Annotated in this window: 23 protein-coding genes and 1 pseudogene; 16 read left to right on the forward strand and 8 right to left on the reverse strand. The window is 34.5% G+C overall.

From position 1 onward, the window contains the following. The first annotated feature begins 10 nt into the window (after positions 1-10). From glgA to Q3V94_RS07615, 6 genes are all read left to right on the forward strand, one after another. Complete coding sequence (glgA, locus tag Q3V94_RS07590; protein ID WP_008907648.1) at positions 11-1,444, forward strand: glycogen synthase GlgA; 1,434 nt, start codon at positions 11-13, stop codon at positions 1,442-1,444. An 11-nt stretch (positions 1,445-1,455) separates the two neighbouring features. Continuing rightward, a complete protein-coding gene (locus Q3V94_RS07595) occupies positions 1,456-3,867 on the forward strand; it encodes a glycogen/starch/alpha-glucan phosphorylase (RefSeq protein ID WP_008907647.1) in 2,412 nt (803 codons plus the stop codon). 96 nt (positions 3,868-3,963) lie between these two features. Then, a complete protein-coding gene (locus tag Q3V94_RS07600) occupies positions 3,964-4,668 on the forward strand; it encodes a WecB/TagA/CpsF family glycosyltransferase (protein WP_303526567.1) in 705 nt (234 codons plus the stop codon). Between the two features lie 12 nt (positions 4,669-4,680). Continuing rightward, a complete protein-coding gene (locus tag Q3V94_RS07605) occupies positions 4,681-5,919 on the forward strand; it encodes a glycosyltransferase family 2 protein (protein WP_008907645.1) in 1,239 nt (412 codons plus the stop codon). A 12-nt stretch (positions 5,920-5,931) separates the two neighbouring features. After that, positions 5,932-7,728, forward strand: a complete 1,797-nt coding sequence (locus Q3V94_RS07610) for an LTA synthase family protein (RefSeq protein WP_303526571.1) — start codon at positions 5,932-5,934, stop codon at positions 7,726-7,728. A gap of 100 nt (positions 7,729-7,828) precedes the next feature. Then, the gene (locus tag Q3V94_RS07615) at positions 7,829-8,959 is read left to right on the forward strand and encodes a class I SAM-dependent RNA methyltransferase (protein WP_303526573.1); all 1,131 of its coding nucleotides are present in this window, start codon (positions 7,829-7,831) and stop codon (positions 8,957-8,959) included. A gap of 19 nt (positions 8,960-8,978) precedes the next feature. Here Q3V94_RS07615 and Q3V94_RS07620 read toward each other — a convergent pair whose 3' ends face one another. Then, the gene (locus tag Q3V94_RS07620; protein ID WP_008907642.1) at positions 8,979-9,230 is read right to left on the reverse strand and encodes a spore coat protein; all 252 of its coding nucleotides are present in this window, start codon (positions 9,228-9,230) and stop codon (positions 8,979-8,981) included. A 12-nt stretch (positions 9,231-9,242) separates the two neighbouring features. After that, a complete protein-coding gene (locus Q3V94_RS07625; RefSeq protein ID WP_008907641.1) occupies positions 9,243-9,428 on the reverse strand; it encodes a hypothetical protein in 186 nt (61 codons plus the stop codon). An 83-nt stretch (positions 9,429-9,511) separates the two neighbouring features. Between Q3V94_RS07625 and Q3V94_RS07630 the strand changes: the two genes are divergently transcribed. Both Q3V94_RS07630 and nhaC read left to right on the forward strand, forming a co-directional pair. Continuing rightward, positions 9,512-10,456 carry a phosphoglycerate dehydrogenase gene (locus Q3V94_RS07630; RefSeq protein WP_008907640.1) on the forward strand — a complete coding sequence of 315 codons (945 nt, stop codon included), beginning with the start codon at positions 9,512-9,514 and terminating at the stop codon, positions 10,454-10,456. A 101-nt stretch (positions 10,457-10,557) separates the two neighbouring features. Further along, positions 10,558-11,967: a Na+/H+ antiporter NhaC gene (gene nhaC / locus Q3V94_RS07635; protein ID WP_008907639.1), complete on the forward strand. Its 1,410-nt coding sequence runs from the start codon at positions 10,558-10,560 to the stop codon at positions 11,965-11,967. A gap of 35 nt (positions 11,968-12,002) precedes the next feature. On the opposite strand, the pseudogene Q3V94_RS13680 reads toward nhaC, so the two are convergent. Continuing rightward, positions 12,003-12,221: pseudogene (locus tag Q3V94_RS13680) on the reverse strand (alginate lyase); the annotation flags it as partial. Positions 12,222-12,392: 171 nt separating this feature from the next. Then, the gene (locus Q3V94_RS07645; protein WP_303526580.1) at positions 12,393-12,836 is read right to left on the reverse strand and encodes a cell wall hydrolase; all 444 of its coding nucleotides are present in this window, start codon (positions 12,834-12,836) and stop codon (positions 12,393-12,395) included. Between the two features lie 133 nt (positions 12,837-12,969). Here Q3V94_RS07645 and Q3V94_RS07650 point away from each other — a divergent pair, with 133 nt between their 5' ends. The 6 genes from Q3V94_RS07650 to Q3V94_RS07675 all read left to right on the forward strand — a co-directional run bounded on the left by Q3V94_RS07650 (position 12,970) and on the right by Q3V94_RS07675 (position 19,527). Further along, the gene (locus Q3V94_RS07650) at positions 12,970-13,728 is read left to right on the forward strand and encodes an exodeoxyribonuclease III (RefSeq protein ID WP_303526582.1); all 759 of its coding nucleotides are present in this window, start codon (positions 12,970-12,972) and stop codon (positions 13,726-13,728) included. Positions 13,729-13,813: 85 nt separating this feature from the next. Beyond that, positions 13,814-14,719: an acyl-CoA dehydratase activase-related protein gene (locus tag Q3V94_RS07655; RefSeq protein ID WP_303526584.1), complete on the forward strand. Its 906-nt coding sequence runs from the start codon at positions 13,814-13,816 to the stop codon at positions 14,717-14,719. Continuing rightward, positions 14,716-15,816: a 2-hydroxyglutaryl-CoA dehydratase gene (locus Q3V94_RS07660; protein WP_303526586.1), complete on the forward strand. Its 1,101-nt coding sequence runs from the start codon at positions 14,716-14,718 to the stop codon at positions 15,814-15,816. The genes Q3V94_RS07655 and Q3V94_RS07660 overlap by 4 nt, the downstream gene beginning before the upstream one ends. After that, entirely contained in the window at positions 15,797-16,747 is a 951-nt protein-coding gene (locus tag Q3V94_RS07665) for an acyl-CoA dehydratase activase (protein WP_303526589.1), read from the forward strand. The genes Q3V94_RS07660 and Q3V94_RS07665 overlap by 20 nt, the downstream gene beginning before the upstream one ends. A gap of 63 nt (positions 16,748-16,810) precedes the next feature. Beyond that, positions 16,811-17,224, forward strand: a complete 414-nt coding sequence (locus Q3V94_RS07670; RefSeq protein WP_274765932.1) for an Hsp20/alpha crystallin family protein — start codon at positions 16,811-16,813, stop codon at positions 17,222-17,224. Positions 17,225-17,430: 206 nt separating this feature from the next. Next, entirely contained in the window at positions 17,431-19,527 is a 2,097-nt protein-coding gene (locus Q3V94_RS07675; protein WP_303526595.1) for a glutamine synthetase III, read from the forward strand. A gap of 91 nt (positions 19,528-19,618) precedes the next feature. On the opposite strand, the gene Q3V94_RS07680 is transcribed toward Q3V94_RS07675, so the two are convergent. Continuing rightward, the gene (locus Q3V94_RS07680; RefSeq protein WP_008907630.1) at positions 19,619-20,242 is read right to left on the reverse strand and encodes a hypothetical protein; all 624 of its coding nucleotides are present in this window, start codon (positions 20,240-20,242) and stop codon (positions 19,619-19,621) included. 299 nt (positions 20,243-20,541) lie between these two features. On the opposite strand from Q3V94_RS07680, the gene Q3V94_RS07685 reads away from it, so the two are divergent. After that, positions 20,542-20,703, forward strand: a complete 162-nt coding sequence (locus Q3V94_RS07685) for a hypothetical protein (RefSeq protein WP_008907629.1) — start codon at positions 20,542-20,544, stop codon at positions 20,701-20,703. Positions 20,704-20,770: 67 nt separating this feature from the next. Here Q3V94_RS07685 and pulA read toward each other — a convergent pair whose 3' ends face one another. Beyond that, positions 20,771-23,791 (reverse strand): type I pullulanase, encoded by a 3,021-nt coding sequence (pulA, locus tag Q3V94_RS07690; RefSeq protein WP_008907628.1) that lies wholly within the window; start codon positions 23,789-23,791, stop codon positions 20,771-20,773. A 964-nt stretch (positions 23,792-24,755) separates the two neighbouring features. On the opposite strand from pulA, the gene Q3V94_RS07695 reads away from it, so the two are divergent. Beyond that, the gene (locus Q3V94_RS07695) at positions 24,756-24,923 is read left to right on the forward strand and encodes a hypothetical protein (RefSeq protein WP_008907627.1); all 168 of its coding nucleotides are present in this window, start codon (positions 24,756-24,758) and stop codon (positions 24,921-24,923) included. Here the strand turns inward: Q3V94_RS07695 and Q3V94_RS07700 are convergent, their stop codons facing one another. Together Q3V94_RS07700 and Q3V94_RS07705 are read right to left on the reverse strand one after the other, a co-directional pair. Next, a complete protein-coding gene (locus tag Q3V94_RS07700) occupies positions 24,924-25,160 on the reverse strand; it encodes a YkoF family thiamine/hydroxymethylpyrimidine-binding protein (protein WP_008907626.1) in 237 nt (78 codons plus the stop codon). A gap of 62 nt (positions 25,161-25,222) precedes the next feature. Then, on the reverse strand, positions 25,223-26,041 hold the full coding sequence (locus Q3V94_RS07705; protein WP_008907625.1) for an aminotransferase class IV: 819 nt from the start codon (positions 26,039-26,041) through the stop codon (positions 25,223-25,225). Between the last annotated feature and the right edge of the window lie 308 nt (positions 26,042-26,349).

Consider the following 26,349-nt stretch of genomic DNA (forward strand, 5'->3'; position numbering starts at 1 on the left):
GGGGAATTTTATGAAGATTTTATTTGCAACGGCGGAGGCCTATCCCTTTTTAAAAACCGGGGGACTTGCGGATGTTTCCCTTGCCCTTCCTAAGGCACTAAGAAGGCTTGGAATTGATGCGAGGGTTATAATGCCAAAATATCAGGATATAAGATATGAATTTAAAATGATGATGAAGCATTGTTGCCATTTTAATGTTCAGGTAGGATGGAGAAATCAATATTGTGGGATAGAATATTTAGAATATGATGGTGTTCCCTTTTACTTTATAGACAACGAATTTTATTTTAAACGCAATGGAGCCTACGGGTATGGGGATGACGATGAAAGATTTGTTTTTTTCAGCAGGGCAATAGTTGAGATGATAAACCATATAGACTTTATCCCTAATATAGTCCATTGTAACGATTGGCATACGGCATCGGTTCCTTTGATTTTAAAGGCACATTATTCAAATAGTGAAAGACATAGAAACATAAAAACGATATTTACCATTCATAATTTGAGATATCAAGGGGTGTTTAGAAGGGAAATACTTTGGGATCTTTTAAATCTTGATGATTATTATTTTACAGAGGAAAGGTTAAAATATTACGATGCAGTTAACCTCATGAAGGCGGGGATAATCTATTCGGATAAAGTTACAACTGTCAGCAGAACCTATGCTAAGGAAATTAAAACACCCTTTTATGGTGAGGGCCTCCATGGCCTATTAAGTGCAAATTCTGATAAGCTTGTTGGCATTGTAAACGGCATAGATTATGATGAGTATAATCCTAAAACCGATAAGTTCATCTATAAAAACTATGATGAGAATTCCTTTGGCTTAAAGAGGGAAAATAAAGAAGCACTACAAAGGGAGCTTCACCTTCCTCAAAATCCTGATATTCCAATGATAGGAATGGTAACAAGGCTTACAAATCAAAAGGGGTTAGACCTTATAGCACAGGTTATTCAAGAGATTCTCGAGATGGATATTCAATTTGTACTACTAGGCGCAGGAGATTCAAACTATGAAGACATGTTTAAATATTATGCATCAGTTTATCCATCGAAAATTTCAGCCAACATAAGATATAGCGAGGAGCTTGCAAGAAAAATCTATGCATCATCGGATTTGTTCTTAATGCCATCGCTATTTGAACCCTGCGGAATAGGACAGCTTATAGCATTAAGATACGGAAGCCTACCTATTGTTAGGGAAACAGGGGGCCTTAAGGATACTGTAAGGCCATATAATAGGTTTACGGGAGAAGGAAATGGATTTTCCTTTGCAAATTATAATGCAAGGGAGATGATTGATATTATAAAGTATGCCCTTTATGTTTACTATAATGAAAGGGATGCCTTTAATAAATTAATTTACAATGCTATGATTTCTGATAATAGCTGGCGTGAATCTGCAAAGCTGTATATTATGCTTTACAACAGCTTAGTAAACTAGGAGGAAGAAGAATGAATTTAAACAAGGAACGTTTCAAGGAGGACTATCAAAGAAAGTTAGTAAGTCTTTTTGCAGAAGATATAAAGGAGGCGTCAAAGCTTCATAAATTTATAGCCCTTGGTGAACTTATAAAGGAATATTCCTTTGAAAACTGGCTTAGGACTAACAAAAATTATATAAATAGCGATAGAAAACAAGTTTACTATTTTTCAATGGAATTTCTAATAGGTAGACTCCTTGAAAACAATTTAATAAACTTAGGAATTAGGGATATAGTAAAGGTTGGCTTAGAAGACCTTGGAATATCCCTTGAGGAATTAGAAATGGAAGAAAAGGATGCAGGGCTTGGAAACGGTGGCCTTGGACGTCTTGCAGCCTGTTTTTTAGATTCTATGGCTACATTAGGAATTGCTGGACATGGTAATGGTATAAGATACAAGTATGGACTTTTTGAACAGAAGATTGTAAACGGCTATCAGGTAGAAGTTCCTGATAATTGGCTAAAGGATGGCTATGTTTGGGAGGTTAGAAGAAGGGATAAGGCTTGTATTGTAAAATTTGGAGGTAATGTAAGATTTACCGAGGAAGATGGTAAATTAAAGGCAATCCACGAAAACTATGAATCCGTCCTTGCTGTGCCTTATGACATTCCTGTTATTGGATATAGAAATGAAGTTGTAAACACTTTAAGACTTTGGAGTGCTGAGATATTTGGAGCAGAGTTTGACTTCTCAAGCTTTTCTATGGGGGATTATCAAAGGGCAATGGAGTATAAATATAATGTTGAATCTATAACTTCAGTTTTGTATCCAGATGACAGGACGGAAAAGGGGAGGCTTTTAAGGTTAAAACAGGAGTATTTCTTCGTCAGTGCAGGGATTCAAAGCATAATAAGAACCTTTAAAAAGAAGGGAAAGCCTATAACTGAGCTTTATAAATATGTAGCTATCCAAATAAATGATACCCATCCTGCCCTTGCAGTCCCTGAACTTATGAGAATATTAATAGATGAAGAAAACCTTCCTTGGGAAACTGCTTGGGATATTACTGTTAAAACCATAGCCTATACAAATCATACGATAATGGCAGAAGCCCTTGAAAAATGGCCAATTGATATGTTTAAAGGTCTCCTTCCAAGGATTTGGACTATAGTTGAGGAGATAAACAGAAGATTTTGCATGGAGCTTTTAGAAAAGTATGGACAGGACTGGAATAGAATAAGTAAAATGTCTATAATAGGCGATGGATATGTAAAAATGGCCCACCTTGCAATTGTAGGGAGCCATTCGGTAAACGGTGTTGCAGAGCTTCATACAAAGATTTTAAAGGAACAGGAGCTAAAGCTTTTTAATGAACACTTTCAAGGAAGGTTCAACAATAAAACTAACGGTATAACCCATAGAAGGTGGCTAATTGAGGCTAATCCAAGGCTTACAAATCTTTTGATTGAAACGATTGGGGATAGATGGATTAAAAAACCAGAGGAACTTATAGAATTTAAAAAATTTGCAAAGGATGGGGCGGCTAGGGATAAATTTTATAAAATAAAACAGCAAAACAAAATTGATTTAGCAAAATATATAAAAAACAAATATGATATAGATGTTGATCCGGAATCTATTTTTGACATTCAAGCAAAAAGATTACATGGGTATAAAAGGCAGCTTCTAAATGCTTTATATATACTTGATTTATACAATAGGCTAAAGGAAGATAAAAATTTAGAAATTTCTCCAAGAACATTTATATTTAGTGCAAAGGCCTTTCCTGGATATACCCTTGCAAAGGAGATTATTAAGTTTATAAATACTTTAGCCCAAAAGATAAATTATGATGAAGATGTTAAGGATAAAATTAAAGTTATATTCCTTGAAAACTATGGAGTAACTCTTGCAGAAAGAATTATCCCTTGTGCTAATGTAAGTCAACAGATTTCAACAGCCTCAAAGGAGGCTTCGGGAACCGGCAATATGAAGTTTATGATGAATGGAGCTATAACTTTAGGAACACTGGATGGGGCTAACATAGAAATAAAGGATGCAGTTGGTGAAGAAAATATAATAATCTTTGGTTTAACCTCCGATGAGGTGATAAATTATTACAAAAATGGTGGATACAACTCTAAAGAAATATACAGCTCAAATGCAAGGATAAAAAGGCTGGTTGACCAACTAACTAATGGATTTTTAAATGTTCCGCCGACGGAATTTTTGAATATTTATAACCATCTTATAACCTACAATGATGAATTCTTTGTTTTAAAGGATTTTGAATCCTATGCTAATGCACAGGAGAGGATTGATAAGCTTTACAGGGACAAAGGCAAATGGAATGAGATGGCAATAATAAATGTTGCAGCATCGGGAAGGTTTTCAAGCGACAATACGATAATTAAATATGCAAGGGAGATTTGGAATGTGTGAGGTGGCTTTAAGCCACCTTTTTTCTATATATTACATGTTGAAAATTGTCGAATTTATTTTTAAAATTTAAGTAAAGGTTAATAAGGGGGGATGAGGGTGAAGGTTGAACTTAATGGGATACCGATTTTTGCAGGAAACTTTGATGATTTGATGAAGACACTATATCAAAGGATAAAAGGAGACCAAAAAACAGCAGTAATATCAGCCAATCCAGAGGTTTTACACTATTTAATATCAAAAAATTTTAAATTTGATGATGAATATATATTCATCCCCGATGGAATAGGAACATGCCTTATAGTATTGGTATCAAAGGGAAAGATATTAAAAAAGATAGCGGGAATAGATGTTTTTTATGAAATGCTAAGAAGTTCTGGTAAGCTAAATTTAAAATTATTCTTCTTAGGGGCAAGGGATGAGGTGATAAAGAGGGCTTATGCCAATGCCATAGATAAGTTTAATGCAAAGGTGGTTGGTTACAATCATGGATATTTTGATTTCCATGAGGAAAAGACTATAGTTGATAAAATAAATTTATTATCCCCAGATGTTTTGTTTGTTGGTCTTGGCTGCCCTAAGCAGGAGGAATTTATAGACAAATATAAGGACAAGCTTAATGTAAAGCTAATTGTAGCCGTTGGGGGAAGCTTTGACGTTTTAGCTGAAAGGGTTAAAAGAGCTCCAAGATGGATGATAAGCTTAGGCCTTGAATGGCTTTATAGAGTAATGGTTGAACCCGTTAGGATAAAACGGTTAAAGAAGGTTTTAATATTTGTCGCACGCTCAATATTAAATTTTTAAAGGAGGATTTTGATGGAGAAAGTCTTTATATGGATTTTTTATGCCTTTCAGGTTTATATCATATTATTAACTTATTATTACAATATAATTTCACTATTTGGGCTTTCAAAGGTTGAGGAGGAAGAGGATAGGGAACCAAAAACAAGGTTTGCAATAGCAGTTGCAGCTCATAATGAGGAGAGGGTTATAGGTCAGATTATAGATAATCTTAAGTTGTTGGACTATCCAAAGGAATTATATGATGTTTATGTTATTTGTGATAATTGCAATGATAATACAGCTAATGTCGTAAGGGAAAAGGGAGCCTATGCCTTAGAAAGATTCGATCAAGTAAATAAGGGTAAAGGTTATGCGATAAAGTGGTTTTTGGAAAAGCTTTTTTCAATGGATAAACAATACGATGCAGTTGCCTTTTTTGATGCAGACAACTTAGTTTCTCCAAACTTTTTAAAAAAGATGAACAACAATATTTTAAAGGGATATAAAGTTATTCAAGGATATTTAGATAGTAAAAATCCTGATGATACATGGATTACAATATCCTATGCTCTTGCATACTGGACGATGAATAGAATGTTCCAGCTGGCAAGGAAAAAATTAAACCTTTATGCAGCCTTAGGTGGGACAGGCTTTGTGGTGACGACGGATGTTTTAAAGCAGATAGGCTGGGATGCCACAAGCCTTACTGAAGACCTTGAATTTACAATGAAATGTATTCTAAAGGATATAAAGACAGTTTGGGAGCATAATGTTAAGGTTTACGATGAAAAGCCTCTAACCTTTAAGGCATCCTTTAGACAAAGGGTAAGATGGCTTCAAGGCCATTGGGACTGTGCCTTTAGATATTCATGGCCACTAATAGTAAAAAGTATAAGAGAAAGAAACTTTGCAGCCTTTGATGCTTTTATATATCTTATTCAGCCTGCAAGGATATTAACCTATGGATTTGTCCTTGTAGCTGCAGGACTGAAGATATTTTTCCCAGGGCTATATTTTTCAAAGATAATATTTCCCTCATATTACTGGTATTTTAGCTTATTCTTTGGGTATGGTGTTCCTATTATAGTTCTTATTATGGAAAAAATATCCTTTAAAAGAATGCTTGGGCTTTTAGTTTATCCCTTCTTTGGACTGTCTTGGATTCCGATAAGCCTTTTAGGATTTATAAAACGAAAAGAAAAAAATTGGACCCATACTATCCATGCAAGGACGGTAAATTCTGAGGAATTTAAAGAGCTAATTCAAAAATAAGGAGGAGGAAGCGTGAAGGGATTTAAAAATATATTTCTTTATTATTTTATATTTTTAATTCTTATGCTATATAAACTTTTAGGTTTTAATTTAATGGTTAATATGGATATAAATATTAAAACTATATTTTCTGCATTAGGGTTTATTTTGCTTCTTTTTGGTTTTCCGATGTTTTTTGAAAAAAGCATTCAGGTAAAGATATTATTTCTTATAAATATATTAATTGCATTTATTTTAACTGTGGATTTATTTTATTATGATTACTACAAAAGCTTTTTTACATTATTCTCACTAAGACAGGTTGGATTATTAGGAGAAGTTATTAATTCATTAACTTATCTTTTTAAGGTGCAATATTTAATTTTAATAGCGGATATTATGCTAAGTATTTTTATCATAACGAGAAAAATTGGCTTCGATGAAGAAAAATTTGGGGATAAGGCAGTTAAGATGTTTGCGTTAATACTTTCAGGAATATTAATTTTAAATATAAATTTTTATCTTGCAAGAAAAAAGGACAAATGGGTTTTGACGGAAATGTATGATAAAAGGTTTATAGTAGAAAATACAAGCATACTAGGCTATCATTATTTTGATTTTAAAAAGTTTGCTAATGAAAATAATTTTATAAAAATAATAGATTCGGCAAAGGCAGCTGAGATTAAGGAATTTTTTAATAAAAAGAAAAATGGAGAAAAACCTAATTACTATGGAAAGTATAAGGGAAAAAATTTAATTATTGTTCAACTTGAGGCCTTCCAATACTTTCTTATCGATAAAAAAATAAACGGAATTGAAGTTACACCAAACTTAAACAAATTAGCAAGGGAAGAAATCTATCTTTCTAATTTTTACTATCAAATTTCTAATGGTGGGACATCCGATGCAGAATTTGCAGTAAACACATCGTTGCTTCCTTTATCAAATGGAGCAGTTTATTATTTATACCCTTACAATAACTATGAATCCATTGCTAAACATTTAAAGGACCTAGGATATTTTACAAGCGTTATGCACGGCAATGACGAATCCTTCTGGAATAGACCCTTCATGTATAAAAGCTTAGGATTTGATAAATATGAAAGTATTAATGACTTTGCATTTGAAGAGAAGATTGGGCTTGGTTTAGCCGATGATAGCTTCTTTAAACAGGCGGTAGGAAAGATGAAGGGATATAATAAACCCTTTTATTCCTTTTTAATAACCCTATCTAGCCATTACCCATATAGGGATAAAAAATTTGAGGAGTTTGATGTAGGAAATCTAAAAGGAAGCCTATTAGGGAATTACCTTCAAAGTGCCCATTATGTTGATAAGGCCCTTGGAGATTTTGTTGAAAATCTAAAAAAAGAAGGGCTTTGGGATAACTCTGTTGTAATCTTTTATGGTGATCATCATGCGATTCCTTATGGCAACAAGGAGGAACTTGAAAGGGCAATTGGAGAAAAAATAAATGACGATTATGACTGGACCTTAAATCAAAGGGTTGTTGCAATAATGCATGTCCCTGATTTTGAAATAAAAGGACAAATCGACAAGGTATGCGGCCAGGCGGATTTGGCACCGACCATTGCAACGCTTTTTGGATTTGAACTTGAAAAGTCATTAGGGAAAGATATATTTTCAAATGAAAAAGGCTATGTAATATTCCCTGATGGAAGTTTTATCTATGATGACTATATATATCTTCAGCAAAAGGGTGAAATGGTAGATAAGAATACCAAAAATAAAGTAAATGAGTATTATATTATTGAGATGATGAAAAAAATGTATGATTATTCATCTCTGATAATAAGAAATAATCTATGAAATGGCCACCTCAAAAATGAGGTGGTCATTATGTTAAAATATCGGAAAATATGATATAATCATAAAAAAGTTTTAGGAAAATAGTAAAAGGAGAGGTAGGATGAGATACGATATAGTTGCAACATGTGCCTTTGGAATAGAAGGAATACTTAAGGAGGAGCTTTTAAAGCTTGGAATAAAAGATATTGTTGTTGATAACGGCAAGGTAACCTTTAAAGGGGATGAAAAAGATATTGTAAGATGTAATCTTTGGCTGAGAACTGCTGATAGAATTTTAATAAAAATAAAGGAGTTTAAAGCTGAAACCTTTGAAGATTTATTTCAAGGAACAAAGTCGGTAAATTGGGGAGAAATACTCCCTAAGGATGCAAAAATTCATGTTGTTGGAAAGTCTGTTAAGTCAAAGCTCTTTAGCGTATCCGATTGTCAAGCTATAGTTAAAAAGGCAATAATAGAATCTATGAAGAATAAATATAAAATAGAGTGGTTTGAGGAGAGCGGGACTACATATAAAATAGAAATTTCGCTTTTAAAGGATATTGCAACACTCACTTTAGATACATCAGGGATAGGACTTCATAAAAGGGGATATAGAGAAATTGCTGGAGAGGCACCTCTTAAGGAAACCTTGGCATCAGCCCTTGTTTATTTAAGCAGGTGGACTCCTGATAGAATTTTAGCGGATCCCTTTTGCGGTTCAGGAACTGTCCTTATCGAAGCTGCCATGATTGGTAAAAATATAGCACCGGGACTTAATAGGGATTTTGCAGCAGAAAAGTGGCCTAACTTCAATAAAAGGATTTGGGAGGAGGAAAGAAAAAGGGCAAGGGAGGGGATTAACGACAAAGAATTTTTACTTTTAGGCTCAGATATTGACGGGAAAGTTTTAAAGGTTGCAAGGGAGAATGCCAAAAAGGCTGGAGTAGAGAAGTTCGTTGCCTTTCAAAAGCTTCCTATGGAGGATTTTAGGTCCAAGAAAAAATATGGAGTTATAATCACAAATCCTCCCTATGGGGAAAGGCTTATGGAAAAAAGGGAGGTTGAGGGACTTTATAAGAGGATGGGAGAAGTTTTTTCAAGGCTTGATTCTTGGTCCTTTTTCATATTAACAGCCCATCCAGAGTTTCAAAGGCACTTTGGCAAGAAGGCAGACAAAAATAGAAAGTTATATAATGGAAAGCTTTTATGCTACTATTATCAATATTTTGGACCATTGCCGCCCAAAAAATAAAGGAGTGGTAACCACTCCTTTAGAAGGTGCCAAGATCTGTTTTAACCTGCTGTATATCCTGAGGTGAAGCAGGTTTTGCTGCCTTGTAGTATCCCTTTTGTTCAGCTATTTTATAAAGGTCATATTGGAACTGTTCGTCTGAATTTCTTATCTGCTGTAGAGTGCTTCTTAGCTGTGCATTAGTGCATTGGGCTATGGCATTGGCGTAGTTTGTTAGGCTACTGTTTATCATAGAAAGTGCATCGTTTACAAGAGCCTTTTCGTTGAGCATTATAAACCCTCCCTATTGTAAGAATGAAAGAAGCTTTTGTTTAGTATTTCTTGCGCTTTGTGCCGCTTGAGTAAACATCTGCTTTATTTGAGGATCGGTTGCCATCTGGGCATATGAGTCAAACTTTTGGGCAGCTGTGTCGTGTTGCCCTATCAAGTGCCTTAAATTTTGAAGTTCCAGTTGATTAAGCTGTGCCATATGAACACTCCTTTCATTATTTTTCATTATTATTTTTGTCAAATAAAGTCGAAATAATACAAGTAAAAATTGGGGGGATTTGGATGAAAAAAGCTTTGTTTACATATGATTACGGAAAGGAAAAGATGAGTTTAATTAAAGAATTAGGCTATGATGTGATAATTAAAGAAGAAAAGGGTTTATTTTATTCTGAGGAATTAAAGGATGTTGAGGTTTTAGTCTGCTATGATCCCTTTTCAACACTTGATATCACTAAAATGGAAAAACTAAAGTGGATTCAATTATCAAGTATTGGTATCGATCAGGCGCCAATTGATTATATTAAAGAAAAGGGAATAATTCTTACAAACAACAAGGGAGGATACAGCATTCCAATTGGAGAATGGATTGTTATGAATATCCTTCAGCTTGCAAAAAATAGCATAAAGTTTTTTGAAAAGCAGAAAAATAAGATTTGGAGGATAGACACATCTATAATAGAAATATATGGGAAAACAATTGGGTTTATAGGAACTGGAACTTTAGCCATTGAAGCTGCAAAGCGATTACAGGGTTTTGGAGTTAATATACTAGGTCTCAACTCCAATGGAAGAAACGTAGAGGGATTTAATAAATGTTTTTCAAAGGATGTGATGGATGATATGCTAAGGCTTTGCGATTTTGTTGTAGTGACAATTCCGTATACAAAGGAGACGCATCATTTAATAAATAAAGAAAGATTTAATGCTATGAAGGATGGAGTATATTTTATAAACGTTGCAAGGGGAAGCGTTGTTGATGAAGGGGAGCTTATTAAAAATTTAAAAAGCGGAAAAATAAAGGGTGCAGCCCTTGATGTTTTTGAGGAGGAACCTTTAAAGGAGGACAGCCCTCTTTGGGATATGGAAAATGTATATATAACCCCCCATAACTCTTGGGTATCGGAGATGAGGAACGAAAGAAGGTTTAAACTTATATATGAAAATATGAAAAAATATGTTGAAGGGGAGAAGCTATTGAATATAGTCGATTTACAAAAAGGCTATTAGAATCGACAAATTTTAAAATTAAAAATTTTTTAAATATTATTGAAATTTAATAATGATTAATGTTAAAATATAAAAAAGCTTATTTTTTGGGGGGTATCTTAATGGAAAATGGACAAAAGAGAAAACCAAGTGTTTGGGAGGCTCTAATCCCAGTCGTTGCACTCGTTGCAATTCTTTCCTTCTCAATTTTAAAGTATGAGGCAAGTCCGCATATTCCGCTTATATTTTCGGCAATCATTGCAGCCTTTATGGCAATGAGGGTTGGGCTTAAGTGGAATGAAATTGAAAAGGGTATTATTGACACAATCGGAATGTCAATGCAGGCAATCATAATCCTTATGATCATAGGAACAGTTATAGGTGCATGGATTCTTTCAGGAACAGTTCCTGCTATGATATACTATGGTCTTAAGATATTATCACCTGGAATTTTCCTTGTTGCAACTTTAATAATTTCAAGTATAGTATCCCTTGCAACAGGAAGTTCATGGACTACTGCAGGAACAGTAGGTATTGCCCTCATTGGAGTTGGACAAGGCCTTGGAATTCCACTACCAATGGTTGCAGGGGCAGTTGTATCAGGCGCATACTTTGGAGATAAGATGTCTCCATTATCAGATACAACAAACCTTGCACCTGCTATGGCTGGTGCAACGCTTTTCGACCACGTAAGACACATGATATTCACAACTGGTCCAAGCTATTTAATAGCTTTAGTAGTTTATGCAATATTAGGTGCTAAATTTGCGGGAAGACAGCTTGATGTTGCTCAAATAAATCAAATACTTGATGCGCTTTCAAAGCAGTTTAATATAAGCATATGGCTTTTAATCCCACCTATAGTGGTTATAGTAATGGTTGTTAAAAAGGTGCCTGCAATTCCAGGTCTTTTGTCAGGAACTATCTTAGGTGCAATTTTTGCAGTTATATTCCAAGGCAAAGGATTTGGAGATATATTATCAGTTCTTAACGATGGTTATGTTTCAGAAACAGGATTTAAGATAGTTGATGACCTTTTGACAAGGGGTGGACTCCAGAGCATGATGTATACAGTATCATTGATCCTTTGTGCTATGACCTTTGGAGGAATAATGGAAAAGGCAGGCTTCTTGGAAGTTCTTGCTGAAAAGCTACTTAGCTTTTCAGATAGCGTTGGAGCCCTTGTTACTGCAACCATCTTTTCAAGCATATTTACAAATATAGTTGCAGGTGACCAATACCTTTCAATAGTTATTCCAGGAAGAATGTTTAAAAAGGCCTTTGATAAGAAGGGCTTACATCCAAAGAACCTTTCAAGGTGCCTTGAGGATGCAGGAACTTTAACATCGCCTCTTGTTCCATGGAATACCTGTGGTGCCTTCATGATGGGGGCATTAGGAGTTCATCCATTTGCATATCTACCTTATGCGGTTTTAAATTATGTTAACCCATTTGTATCCATATTCTATGGATTTACAGGTATTACTATGGAAAAGGTAAAACCTGAGGAAAAGGTTACAATAAACGCATAATATAAGGCCCTAAAGGGTTAAACCTTTTAGGGCCTTTATTCATATATTGAAACGAATTTAATTGAATAAAGGTCGCACATAACTTTAAAGTTTGTAGCAATTTCCCTAATTACTACATAGCTTATACCAACTTCTAAAAGGATTCCTTCCTTGTCTATAAACATATCTGTTCCAATCAAAAAGTCTATTTTTACCTTTTTCCCAATTTGTGTTCTTAAATAAGCCTGTGTATAGCCTATGTCCTTTAGAGTCGGTTCCATCTGTGCCTCTGCTACATCGATAGGTTCAAAGGGTTGCTGCCTAAAGTATTCATAGGGACACATCATGGCAGGACTAAAATATTGAGGAACAAAATAATTCATTTCTTTTGTTTCGTTAACTTGATTTTCTTTTTTAGACATAAAGAACCTCCTTATATATTAATATCAAGTTTGAGCATACAAAGGTGTTGGAATATAAAAGCAATGCTGGGCAATCCTTGTTATATATTGCCCTGTTCTGTTAGGAGGAAAATAGTAGGCACATGTGGGCTTAAATGGATTATAATACCAAAGTGCAAAGCCTATACCTGAATACTTGTTGCCGGAAAGGGCCCAATCGGCTATCCAGTAGTGATATTTATCGGGGGGTTTTGCCCATATATTTTGATAATTAGGCTGACCGTATACAATTGTTAAACAGCAGGTAAATTGACGGGGCTGAAGGATAACCTTTCTAAGATCTCCCTGGCATACCCTTCTATATTCACCATAGGTTACATTAACCCTATTCATAACAACACTTGCAACGGCCTTCATGCCTATTTCGCCTTCACCCTCAGCCTCACATCGAACAAGCCTTGCAAGAAGTTCTCTTGCTGAAAAGGACATAAAATCACCAAAACAAAAAGCTTTAATAATAATATATTCTTAAAAGTAGTTTAAGGTTACTTTATTGAATAAATTTTTTTTAAAAGATATAATTTATTTGTCTAATAAATTATATGAAGGGAGAAAAACTATTATGAGAATATATACATGGAATGTAAATGGGCTAAGGTCTATTTTAAAAAAGGGGTTAATGGATTTTATAAAGGATGAGGATCCGGATATTCTATGTCTTCAGGAGACAAAGCTTCAGGAGGAACAGATAGATGATGAGATTAAAAACCTTAAAGGGTATTATAAATATTTTAGCTTTGCAAATAAAAAAGGATACAGCGGTGTTGCAATTTTTACTAAAGTGGAACCAAAGAATATCTACTACGGGATTGGAATAGAAGAATTTGACACAGAAGGAAGGATTTTAATTGCTGAATATGAGGATTTTATACTTTTTAATATATATTTTCCTAATGGCAAAATGAGCGATGAAAGATTGGATTATAAACTAAGGTTTTACGATGCCATTATGGATTACTCGAAAAAGCTTTTAGAAGAAGGTAAAAATCTAATTATATGTGGCGATTACAACACAGCCCATAGGGAAATAGACCTTAAAAATCCAAAGCAGAACGAAAAGTCCTCAGGATTTTTACCGATAGAAAGGGAATATATAGATAGATTTTTAGAGATAGGCTTTATTGATGCCTATAGACATTTTTATCCTGATAAAATTGAATATACCTGGTGGAGCTATATGTTTAAGGCAAGGGAGAAAAATGTAGGCTGGAGGATAGATTACTTCTTTATTTCAAAAAATTTTATATCAAAGGTAAAAGACGTTGAAATTTTAACCCATATTCAAGGCTCAGACCACTGTCCTGTTAAACTAACTATTTAAGGCTCGGATTTTCCGAGCCTTTTTTGTATATTTTTAAATTTTAAAGTCAAAAATATATTAGTGTAGGTCAAAAGGAGTGGTTTTTATGAAGGTTGGGATCCCAAAGGGACTTTTATATTACAAATACAAGCCTTTTTTTACGACTTTTTTTGAGGAACTTGGTGCAGAGATAATAGAATCTCCAGATACCAATAAGGAAATACTTGATCTTGGGGTTAAGCTCTGCACCGATGAGGCGTGCCTTCCTATTAAGGTTTTTCACGGGCATGTGGAAAAGATAAAGGATAAGTGTGATTTAATTTTGGTTCCAAGGATTATGCAGGTTGAAAAGAGGGAGTTTATCTGCCCTAAGTTTTGCGGAATCCCTGAGATGATCGAAAACAACATAAAGGATTTACCACTAATAACAAAGGCTCCTATATACTCATATTCGGCGGATAAATTTATAAATTGGGCCTATGAAACGGGCAAATTATTTACAAAAAGCTATGTAAAAATACAAAAAGCCTTTGAGGACGCATTAAAGGAGCAGAATAATTTTAAAGAAGGAATAGATGATGAAGGGTTTCAATATAAAATTGCCCTCATTGGACATACCTATAATATCTACGATAATTTTATAAATATGAATCTTGTAAAAAAATTAAAGGGATTTGGCATTGGGGTTATGACCCATGAAGTAGTGGATGATAGCATTAAACATATGGAAATTAAAAAGCTTTTTAAAAGGCCTTTTTGGACCTTTGCAAGGGAATACTACGGATTTGCTTCATATGCTGTAAAAAATAAATTGATTGATGGAATTATTTATTTATCCTCCTTTGCCTGTGGAATTGACTCTGTAATAGTGGAGCTTTTAAAGCTTGAGTTTGAGGATGTTCCCTTTTTACTTCTTAAAATTGACGAACACACAGGGGAGGCAGGATTTGATACAAGGGTTGAGGCCTTTGTAGATATGCTGACGAGAAGAAAAAGGGGGAATCTTGCTTGAAGATTACATTTCCTCACATGGGCAACGTATATATAGGTGCAAAATTTTTAATGGATGGGCTTGGAATTGACTATGTGATTCCGCCCTTTAACAGTAAAAGGGCACTCGAGATTGGAAGTTTGTATTCTCCGGAGGAGATATGCCTTCCCTTTAAAATAATGATGGGGAATTATATAGAAAGCATTGAAAGGGGAGCGGATACAATAATTTTGACAGGCAGCTGCGGCCCCTGTAGATTTGGTGAATATGCAGAACTTCAAATGAAAATATTAAAAAAATTAGGCAAAAACTTAGATTTTATTGTATTGGATTTGCCATCTGATATAGGATTTGATGAATTAAAAAGAAGAATAAATAAGATTTCCTCCCAAAGCCCAAAATCAAAAAAGGAAAAATACATGGCCCTTGTAAATGCCTATAGGATAATAGGGCTTATAGATGCTCTTGAGGCAAAGGCCCACGAAAGGGCAGGATATGAAGTAAACAAGGGAGAATGCAAAGGCCTTTTAAATGAATGCAAAAGAAAACTATTAGAAACAAATAATCCTAAAGAGGCAATATCGATTTTAAAGGAATACCATAAAAAAATGGATGAAGTTGAAATAAGCAGAGAAAAAAATCCCATTAGGGTTGCTATAATAGGAGAAATTTATACTATAATCGAGCCCTTTTCTAATCTATATATAGAGGATAAGCTTATGGAAATGGGAGTTTCAACTAAAAGGACGCTAAGCCCAAGTTGGTGGGTTTACAATACTGTTCTTTTAAGTCCCTTTGGACTTACTGCAAAGAAAATCAGGGATGCAGCAAAGGAGTATCTGCCTTTAGGAGTTGGAGGACATGGACAGGAATGCGTTGGAGAGGCTATTTTGTCCTATGAGGAGGGTTTTGACGGTGCTATTCAAATTTTCCCATTAGGATGTATGCCGGAGATCGTCTCAAAATCCATTTTGCCATCTATATCAAGGGATAAAAATTTCCCTATCTTAAGCCTTGTTGTGGATGAAATGACCGGGGAGGCAGGATATCAAACAAGACTTGAGGCCTTTATAGACCTTTTGGAAAGGAGAAGAGGATATGTATTATCTGGGAATTGATGTTGGATCAGTCAGCACAGATATAGTTGTAATAGATGAAAATTTTAATGTTGTTGAAAGCGTTTATTTAAGGACAAAGGGAAGGCCTATTAAGGCAGTTCAGGAGGGCTTTAAAATTATAAAGGACAAAGTTAAAAGTACTGATATTGCAGGAGTTGGAACTACAGGAAGCGGAAGACACATAGCAGCCTTTTTAGTTGGTGCTGATGTTGTTAAAAATGAAATAACATCCCATGCAGTTGCTGCATTGAGTTTGGATAAGGATGTAAGGACTATAATTGAAATTGGTGGACAGGATTCAAAGATAATTACATTAGAGAATGGAATGATAACGGATTTTGCAATGAATACCGTTTGTGCAGCTGGAACGGGATCTTTTTTGGATAGGCAGGCGGAAAGGCTTGAAATCCCGATAGAGGAGTTTGGCGATTACGCATTAAAATCTAAAAACCCTGTAAGAATCGCAGGAAGATGTGCTGTTTTTGCAGAGTCTGATATGATTCACAAGCAGCAGCTTGGATTTGCTGTTGAGGATATTATAAGGGGGCTTTGTGAGGCCCTTGTTAGAAATTATCTTAACAACGTAGCAAAGGGAAAGGATATTAAAAGCAAAATATTTTTCCAGGGTGGAGTTGCAGCCAATAAGGGAATGAAAAGGGCCTTTGAAGAGGCTTTAGGATGCGAGGTTTTTGTTCCGAAGCATTATAACATGATGGGTGCAATAGGTGCCGCAATCCTTTCTGCTGAAAAGCGGAGCAAGTGGACCAATTTTAAAGGATTTGAAATCGCCGATGTAAATTATGAAACGGCAAGTTTTGAATGCAACGGGTGTTCTAACCTTTGTGAAGTTGCGGTTATAAAATGTGAAGATAAGGTAATCGGGTATTTTGGTGACAGATGTGGAAGACATAGTGGCAAAGTTGCCGTATAATTCTAGTTTAAACTCACTTGTTTTTCAAAAAAATAATATTGAGAAAAACAAGGGGGTGATGATATGCATCTTATTCCATTTAGTCCCTTCAATGAACTTGAAAGATTAAGAAGGGATGTCGATGATGTATTTAAAAGCTTTGACCTTTATGAAAGACCAAGGGTTGATGTCTTTGAAGATGAAAAAGAGGTCAAAGTTGTTGCTGAAATTCCAGGAATATCAAAGGATGATATAGACATTACGGTATATGATGATTCTGTAAGGATTACTGGCGAAGTTAAAAGGTCAAGCGAATTAAAAGAAGAAAACATTAGAAGAAGCGAAAGGTTCTACGGAAAGTTTACAAGAACCGTCCCTCTTCCATCGGAGGTAAAATCCGATGAAGCAAGGGCAGACTATAAGGATGGAGTATTAACTATAACAATTCCAAAAAGATTTGAGGCAAAAAGCTCTGGTAAAAAGATAAAATTATCCTGATGAGCTGCAAATTTGCAGCTCATTTTTTATGAAATATTAATTTTCAAAAAATTAATATTTGTTGTATTGAAATTTGCATATTATAGTATTATCATATTTTTATAAAATAATTTAAAGATAAATGATAATTTTTAAATTAAATTAGGATTATATCGAAATATAAAATTAAATTTTTAAAAATATTTCGCTGATAGGGGGATAAGGCAATGTCAAAAATTACACAATCCTTTGGAGTAAACGTTTTTAATGACGTTGTTATGAGGGAGAGACTACCTAAAAGTATCTATGTTAAACTTAGAAAAACCATTGATGAGGGTGTTGCTTTAGATGCTGAAGTTGCAGAGGTTGTGGCAAATGCTATGAAGGATTGGGCAATCGAAAAGGGAGCAACCCACTTTACCCACTGGTTTCAGCCTATGAACGGAAGAACAGCGGGCAAATTGGAGTCCTTTATATCGCCTAAAAAGGAAGGCACTGCAATAACTGAGTTTTCTGGAAAAGAGCTAATAAAGGGAGAACCTGACGCTTCAAGTTTCCCAAATGGAGGACTAAGAACCACCTTTGAAGCAAGGGGTTATACTGTTTGGGACTGCACCTCTTATGCCTTTTTAGTAGAGGATGAAGGTGGAGCAGTTTTATATATTCCAACAGCCTTTTGTTCATATACTGGAGATGCACTTGATAAAAAGACACCTCTTTTAAGATCCATGGAGGCCGTATCGAAAGAAGCTTTAAGGGTATTAAGGCTTTTAGGCAATGGCGTATCTTCAAGAGTAATTCCAATGGTTGGAGCAGAGCAGGAGTATTTTTTAATTGATAAGGAGATTTTTAAAAGGAGAAAGGATTTAATTTATGCCGGAAGAACGTTAATTGGTGCAAAGCCGCCTAAGGGACAGGAGCTTGAGGATCATTATTTTGGAAGTATCAATGAAAAAGTTGCAGCATTTATGAAGGAAATAGATGAGGAACTCTGGAAGGTTGGAGTTTCAGCAAGGACGAAGCATAAGGAGGTTGCACCAAATCAATATGAAATTGCACCGGTATTTACTAATGCCAATGTTGCAGCGGATCATAATCAGATTATAATGGAAACTCTATTGAAGGTTGCCAATAGGCACGGTCTTGTTTGCCTTTTACATGAAAAGCCCTTTAAGGGAGTTAACGGTTCTGGAAAGCATGTAAACTTTTCTTTAATGACCAACGATGGAATTAACCTGTTTGATCCTGGAAAAACACCCCACGATAATCTTCAATTTTTACTTTTCCTTGCAGCGGTTATAAAGGGAGTTGATGAGTATCAGGATCTTATAAGAATTTCAGCTTCAAATCCAGGAAATGACCATAGATTAGGGGCCAATGAAGCACCTCCTGCGATTGTTTCTATATTTTTAGGTGAACAATTGACGGAAATATTAGAACAAATTGAAAAGGGAGAGATTATAAGTTCAAGAGGGAGAGAAAAATTAGAAACTGGAGTTATAACTTTGCCGGTGCTTAAAAAGGATACAACGGATAGAAATAGAACTTCACCCTTTGCCTTTACAGGGAATAAGTTTGAATTTAGAATGGTGCCATCATCTGCGTCAATATCAGATGCAGTGACAGTATTAAATACGATTTTAGCTGACAAATTAGGGGAATTTGCAGATAGATTGCAAAATTCAAAGGATGTAATAAAGGAAGCAAAGAATATAATAAGGGAAACAGTAAAAGAGCATAAAAGGATAATTTTCAATGGTGACGGGTATTCAAAGGAATGGATTGAAGAGGCTGAAAGAAGAGGCCTTTTGAATTTAAAAAGTTCAGTTGATGCAATAAAGTATTTGATTAGCAAGAAAAATATGGATTTATTTGAAAGGCATAAGGTGTTAAATAAAAATGAGATTTTTTCAAGATATGAGGTTATGCTTGAAGGATATATAAAGCAGCTTCTGATTGAAGCAAGGACTATGGTGGAGATATTTGTAAAGGATATAGTTCCTTCCGTTTCAAGATATATGAAGGATCTTGCAAAGGCTTCATTTGAACTTAAAAACATGGGATTTAATGCTGAAGTTCAACTTGATTTATTAAGGACAATAGATGAACTTTTTAAAAGAGCAAATAACCAATGCGATGCCTTAAAAAAATTAATTTCTCAGGCAGAATCCTTCGAGGAGGATTCCTACAACAAAGCATGCTTTATAAAGGATAATATTTTTACCCAAATGGAAACATTAAGAGAACTAATCGACGATCTCGAGAAGATACTCGACAGAAACTATTGGCCGATGCCCACCTACGGCGAGATAATGTTTAATTAGTAATTAGGGACGGTTCTTAATTGTTTTATAAATTCTGCAATTTTTAAAAGGCTGTCGGGCTAGTTTTTAACCCGAGCAGCCTTCACTTATATTAGAAGGATTGAGTTTGTGTTGAATAATTAAATTGTTTATTTCTAGACTGAGGCTTAAATCCTTTCAAAAGTCTACTTTTTAAAGGAGCCTTTCCGTCCCAATTTTTTAGTTTTTCTTCAAAATTTTGAAGAAGTTTGTTTGCTTCATCTTGTGTTAACTTTCCGTTTTTAACAAGATTATTTAGCTTTTCTTGGAAATGTTTTTTAGCTATTTCCTTTTTCTTATCTAGACTTAGATTATTATATTTTTCCCTTAAATTTAATTCAAACTTAAAGGGGGAACTTCCATCCCATTTTGATAAACTTTCTTTTAAGTTGTTTAACATTTTATCAGCTTCGTCCTGAGTAATTACCCCATCTTCAACAGCAGTTTTAATTCTATTCTCAATTCTTTTTTGAATAAGATTCTTCTTTTCCTCTAAAGTTAAATCTTTAAACTTTCCGTTAAACTGTTTGCCAAACTCACCCTTTGGTCTTAATTTGAAACAATCAGCATAAAGCTTAGAACCATTAAATTTGCTTGTAAATTTTTCTTTGAAAGTAAATCCTTTTGCAAAGGCCAAAGATGTCGTGCTTGTTAAAGCAATTGCAATTGCTAATGATAATGCTAATTTTTTCTTCAAAATTCTACACCTCCTTTTTAAATTTTCTTTTTTATTGTATTATTATATTACCCCTGTATTATGGCAATTTTGTGTCAAAAATATTAAAAAAAGTTAACAAAGGGACGACAGATTGTAGACAAACTCTCATTGGTTTTTAGACTTTGCAAGAGCCCCGGAAGGATTAGAAAAGGCATCTCTCATTAGCTCTAGCAATTAGAATTGCTTAGCGAAATGAGCGAATGCCAGGGAAATCCTTAACGGGGCTTATCAAAAAACAACTTTTTCAACAGTCTGCCGTCCCTAAAGGAGGCTATGTTATGGCAATAAATAGTAATTGCAAAAAATGCCCCTATTATAATTCAAAAAAATGTGACGGAAAGGATGTAAACTGCATTTGCAGATTTTGCCCAAGGAACTTAGGGCTTTGTATTGCGACAAAGTGGTGCAAGGAAACTGAATCATCTATTGTTTTTGAATAAAACAATGGAAAAGTTTAATTACCTTTTTAAGGGACGGTTCTTATCTTTATGAACCGTCCCTTAAAAATTAATTGATAGCTACCTTTCTTGATGCAAGGATTCCAACAATAAGTCCAATTAAGAGTGCGATGTAAACAAAATTAAATGAAGATCCTTTATAGTATAAAACATAAGCAGATTTTGCTGGAAGTTTTAAAGTATCGCCAGTTATAGTTCTTATAACTTCAGTTCCAGCCTTATTTTCATCTACAACTATAGCCCATTTGCCTTTTTTAGGAAGTTTGATTGTTTGTTCAGATGTGTTGCCGTTAAAGGCAACTACAATATTTTCCCATTCATCCCCGTTAGCTTTATCCTTTAAAACATAAGCGATGACGTTTTTAGGAGCATTTAAAAATTCTAAATGCCTTTTTATCATATCAGAAGTTGTCATTCTAAAGGCAGGATGTTCCTTTCTAAGTTTAATAAGTCCTTTATAATATTCAACAACATCTAAATATTTTGCTTTCCTTTCCCAGTCTAATCTGTTTATCTCATCGCTGGCGTTATAGCTGTTTTCGTTGCCTTGTTTTGTCCTCATAAATTCTTGTCCAGCATGTATAAATGGTATTCCCTGAGATGTTAACACTATGGCCCCAGAGAGTTTGTGCATCGCTTTAATTTCTTCTTCCGTAGCATCGGGATTTGTGAATTTTAGTTTATCATATAAAGTATTGTTGTCATGGGCTTCACAGTATACAACAGACTGATCGGGTTCTATTCGTCCCCAGGTGTATATCTGGCCTGAATATTCAATTCCACCAACAATACCTGATTTTACTTTAAATTCAACATAATCCTTACCATTTACAAAACCAGCATCTGTTTTATCGAATACGCTTCCTTTGATCGCATCTCTTATTGTATCATTGAAATGAGCAATTCTAGGCATTTTATATGCATTCTTTTGGTTTGCCTTTACATCCGGTGAGAGGGCAGTGTTTAGATCCCAGCCTTCACCAATGATAATTATCGTGGGATCTATTTTATCTAGGGCCTTCCTTACCTCATTCATTGTTTCAACATCGTGAAGCCCCATAAGGTCAAATCTAAACCCATCGATGTTATATTCCTTTGCCCAATAGGTTACAGAGTCTATAATAAATTTTCTCATCATTTTTCTTTCTGATGCAGTATCATTGCCACAGCCTGAGCCATTTGTAAGCTTTCCATCATGCCCAGTTCTAAAGAAGTATCCTGGAACAAGCTTATTAAAGTTTGAGGCATCAGCACTGAACATATGGTTATATACAACATCCATAATCACCCTAAGGCCGTTGTCATGTAAAGCTTGGATAGCTGTTTTTAGTTCCTTTACCCTTGAAATAGGGTCATATGGATTAGTTGAGTAGCTTCCCTCTGGTGCATTGTAGTTTTTGGGATCGTATCCCCAGTTAAATTGAGGTTTTGTTGATGTCTCATCTATGCTTGCAAAATCGAAAATAGGTAAAAGCTGAACATGCGTTACACCTAAATCCTTTATATGGTCAAGGCCGGTTGATGTTCCATTAGGGCCTTTAGTCCCTGTTTCAGCAAGTCCTAAAAATTTGCCTTTGTTTTTTATACCGCTATCCGGGTGAATGGATAAATCCCTAACATGAAGTTCGTAAATTATTGCATCAACTGCATTTTTAAAGGGAGGTTTGAAGTTTGGATCCCACTTTTCGGGATTTGTCCTAGAAAGATCTAAAACTACGCCTTTATCACCATTGACAGTCACAGAGCGAGCATAAGGGTCAACAGCTTCGTTCCATTTGCTGCCGATTTTAACTTTGTAAGTATAAATTGTTCCGTGCTGATCTCCCTTTAAGGTATAGCTCCAAACTCCCTTTTCCCCTTTTTGCATAGGAAGTTCTTGTCCAGCTTTATCCTCCCATTTTGAATAAATAACAAGCTTTGCTTCAGATGCAGTTGGTGCCCAAACTTTAAATAGGGTTTGTTCCTTTGAATAATTAGCACCAAGGTCGTTGCCATCGTAATAATACAATTTATCAAATTCTTCAGAGCTGAACACTTTGCCGTAGGAAACTATGATTGAACCATAACCAATTTTCTCAACGGTAATGGTTTTATCAAGGGGAAGTTTATCATAAGTTGTGATTATTAATTTTCTCCCTTTATTATTTGAAACTAAATAGTTTTTATCTGGCTCTACCTTTGAAAGTTTTATCTGTTTTCCTTCAACCTTTACCACAATATCTTCTTTAAGGTCATTTTTTAAAACAAATGGGATATTTGTTTCAGCAGAAATGATATTCATGTCATCCAATGTTGCAGCAACAAATTTAGGTGATAAATCTAATTCGGAAGGAGAGTAGTGAACCTTCTCATCTCCCTGAGCCAGCCAAATTTCAGCTGAGCCATCTTCTTTAAATTTAGTTATGAATCTGTCGCCGAATTCCTTTTCAGCCCAGGGGTTATCCTTGGTGCTCCTTCTTGTTATTATCCCAAGCTTATCAACTCCTTCTGTCCCCTCAACATAAAATTCAGCTACCTTACCATATTTGTCTTCGGAGGTAAAATAATAAGCAGAGCCTTCCTTACCAAATGGCCACACCCAAAGATTCCAGCCTTCATAATTTCCGTCATATCTAAAATAGTGAACTGTAACCTTTGTTTTTTCACCTAAAGATGTTTTCTTTATGGATTTCTTGTCAGGCTTAGAATAATAAATTTCAGGATCACCAGGTAAGAGCCAAATTTCTGCAACTCCATTTTTGAATTTATCGACGAACCTATCTTCTGCAACATCCTTTTCCCAATTGTCAGTTCTAACGATAAAACCAACTTTGTCATAGGCTTCTTCAAATTCTATTATTGCATAAGGACCAAAATCATCCTTGTGGGTAAATTCATATTTTTTTCCCTCCATGCCGTAGGGCCAAATCCACAAATTCCAGTCCTTATCGGTATTAGGATCCTTAGCATAGTGGATTATTAATTTGGTTTTTGTTTGAGCAAACGTTTGCTTAAAAGGGAATAAAAAAATTAAATTTGTAAATAAAAATATTAAAACAAATGATAAAACAGATAAATTTTTTCTTTTCATTTCCCCACCTCCATTTTTTCTCTATTATAAAATATTCTACAAAAAATTTTATATTCCTCTAGGGACGGTTCTTAATTTTTTTACTTTTAAGACAAAATTAAAAGTTCTAATACAAAATTGGGATGATTATTTAAAAAATAATTCAGACTGTTGAAAAAGTTGTTTTTTGATAAGCCCTGTGAAGGATTTCCATGGTATTCGCTCATTTCGCTAAGCAATTCTAATAGCTAAAGCTTATGAGAAATGCCTTTTCTAATCCTTCCAGGGCTCTTGCAAAGTCTGAACACCAAAGAGGGTTTGTCTACAATCTGGATTATTTAAAAAATAATTGATAACGATGTTTTAAAAAAAGAATGCACGATATTTTGTTTATAAAACACATTGTAATTTTTAAAGAAAGTGAATTATAAAAAGGGTGTTGTTAATTTTTCTAAAAATAAAATAATTAAGAACCGTCCCCAAAAAAATATAAAGGGCACGTAGCAATCTACCTTGCACCAATATAAGTAGCTTATTACCCAACCATGATCTTCCGACCATGATAGAGCAGTTCACCACCTATACTGATGGTTCGTTCGACCATCTAGGATATCTACGCACCTGCATGCAACCTCTCGGCTGCATGCAAGCACTAGAACTAGTGGCTTGCTAGATCCTAAGCTAATTTAAAAGCTTACAATACCCTAGATGATCTTAGCTCGACCCTGCATGATAGGTTGGAACCTTATTACAATCAAATGAAGCTCGACTGCAATAAAGCTTTTCCCCACCATGCAGGATCTTCCCTCCGGCTGCATGGAAGCCTGCCAGGGCCTGCATGCAACCTTTGGTCGACCCATATACGACCCTTTCGGATCATATATAGGTCTTAGCTCAACTGCTACGCACCCTTTACACTATATATTGTAACCTGATATAATAGTATTATTCTTGGAATTTTTATCTAATTTTGAGGGGTGGGTTTATGAAAAAGAATGCAAATGTAATTTTATATTTGTTTGCAGCTTTATGCTGGATAGCTGCAGCATTTATCACCTTTTCTAATAAGAATGTAAAGCTTGGAATATTGTATGCTGTTCTAGCTCTTATGAATTTAATACTAGCTTATCTTAGCAGAAGAAAGCTAATGTAATTAATCCGCAGCATTTGAAATTGTAACAACCATGTTAACTTCGCCAGCTTCCTGCGCAGTGTCAAACATTTCCTTTAAACTTCTCCAAACATCTTCCTCACGACCATGAAGATGCGTAGAGATAGAACCAACTTTGTAATCAACATTTTCGTTTTGCAAAACTCGAATTGAATTATTAATAACGCTTTCTGGATTGTTGTGCTTTAAAGGATATATCGTAACTTCAGCACAAATCATCTTAACACCTCCATTTTTAGTTTAAACTATGGGACAAAAAATATTCAGGGACGGTTTATTAATTAATGAACCGTCCCTAAATAGTTTTTTATCTCCTCATTATAAAGTTCCATAATTTTTCTTATCAATACATTATTAACGTCATAGATAATATCGTCTATTTTTGAAATAGGTAAAACTTTGGGCGAAGTTCCTGTTATAAATGCTGCATCGAAGTTTTGAAGGTTTTCAATTTTAATCGGCTTTTCAATTATTTCAATATCATTTAATCTGCATATTTTAATTATTTTCTGCCTTGTTATCCCTAAAAGAACGTCCTTTGCTGGGGCAGTGTAAACCTTATTTTTCTTAATAAAAAACAAATTTGACCTGCTTCCTTCTGTTACCTCATCCTTTTCGTTTACTAAAAGGGCCTCATAACATCCCGTTTCCTTTAATTTTCTATTTATATCCTCCCTAAGATTTTTATATATCACCTTTGCATTTGGATTTTCCCTAACAGCTCTATAAATTATAGTTTTTACCCCATTTTTATACATATCTATATTTGGGTATTCGGATTTGATAAAATATAAATAAATATTAGGATTATCAAATTCGTTAATAACGATCTTTATATTTATATCTTTAACTTGATTAAGATTAGCTAACTTCAATATCTGCTGCCTTAAAGTTTCCATGCTTATATTTAATTCTTTGTTTAAAAGTTTTGCTGAATTTTTCAATCTCTCAAAATGCTCCTCTAAAAAAAGGGGTTTCCCATCAATAAGCCTTATGACTTCATAAATTGCAGGATTTAATTCATGATAAATTTTTTCAAAATCATTTATTTCATAAATATTTCCATTATGCATAAAAAATTTCAAAATTGCCTCAACCATTTTGATCACCTCACATATATTTTATAACTATTTTTAAAAAATGTATATCAACAAAATAATTTTTAAATCATAGTGTAAAATTATTGTAGGACGAAAAAGGACAAAAAATTTAAAAGAGACAACCCCTGTGGTAAAATAAAAAGTGGAAAAAACACAAATCAATAAGGGGGTGTCTCTTTTGAATAATATTATACAACATGATATTATACAACAACATTTAATAAATTTCACTACTAAATTAATAAAAAATGTAGAAGAAATGCTGTCAAAAGAATGGGATTTTACAAAACTTGTTGAGGTAGTTAAAG

Origin of the sequence: Caloramator sp. CAR-1, assembly GCF_030546345.1 — a bacterium.
GTDB lineage: Bacteria > Bacillota > Clostridia > Clostridiales > Caloramatoraceae > Caloramator > Caloramator australicus.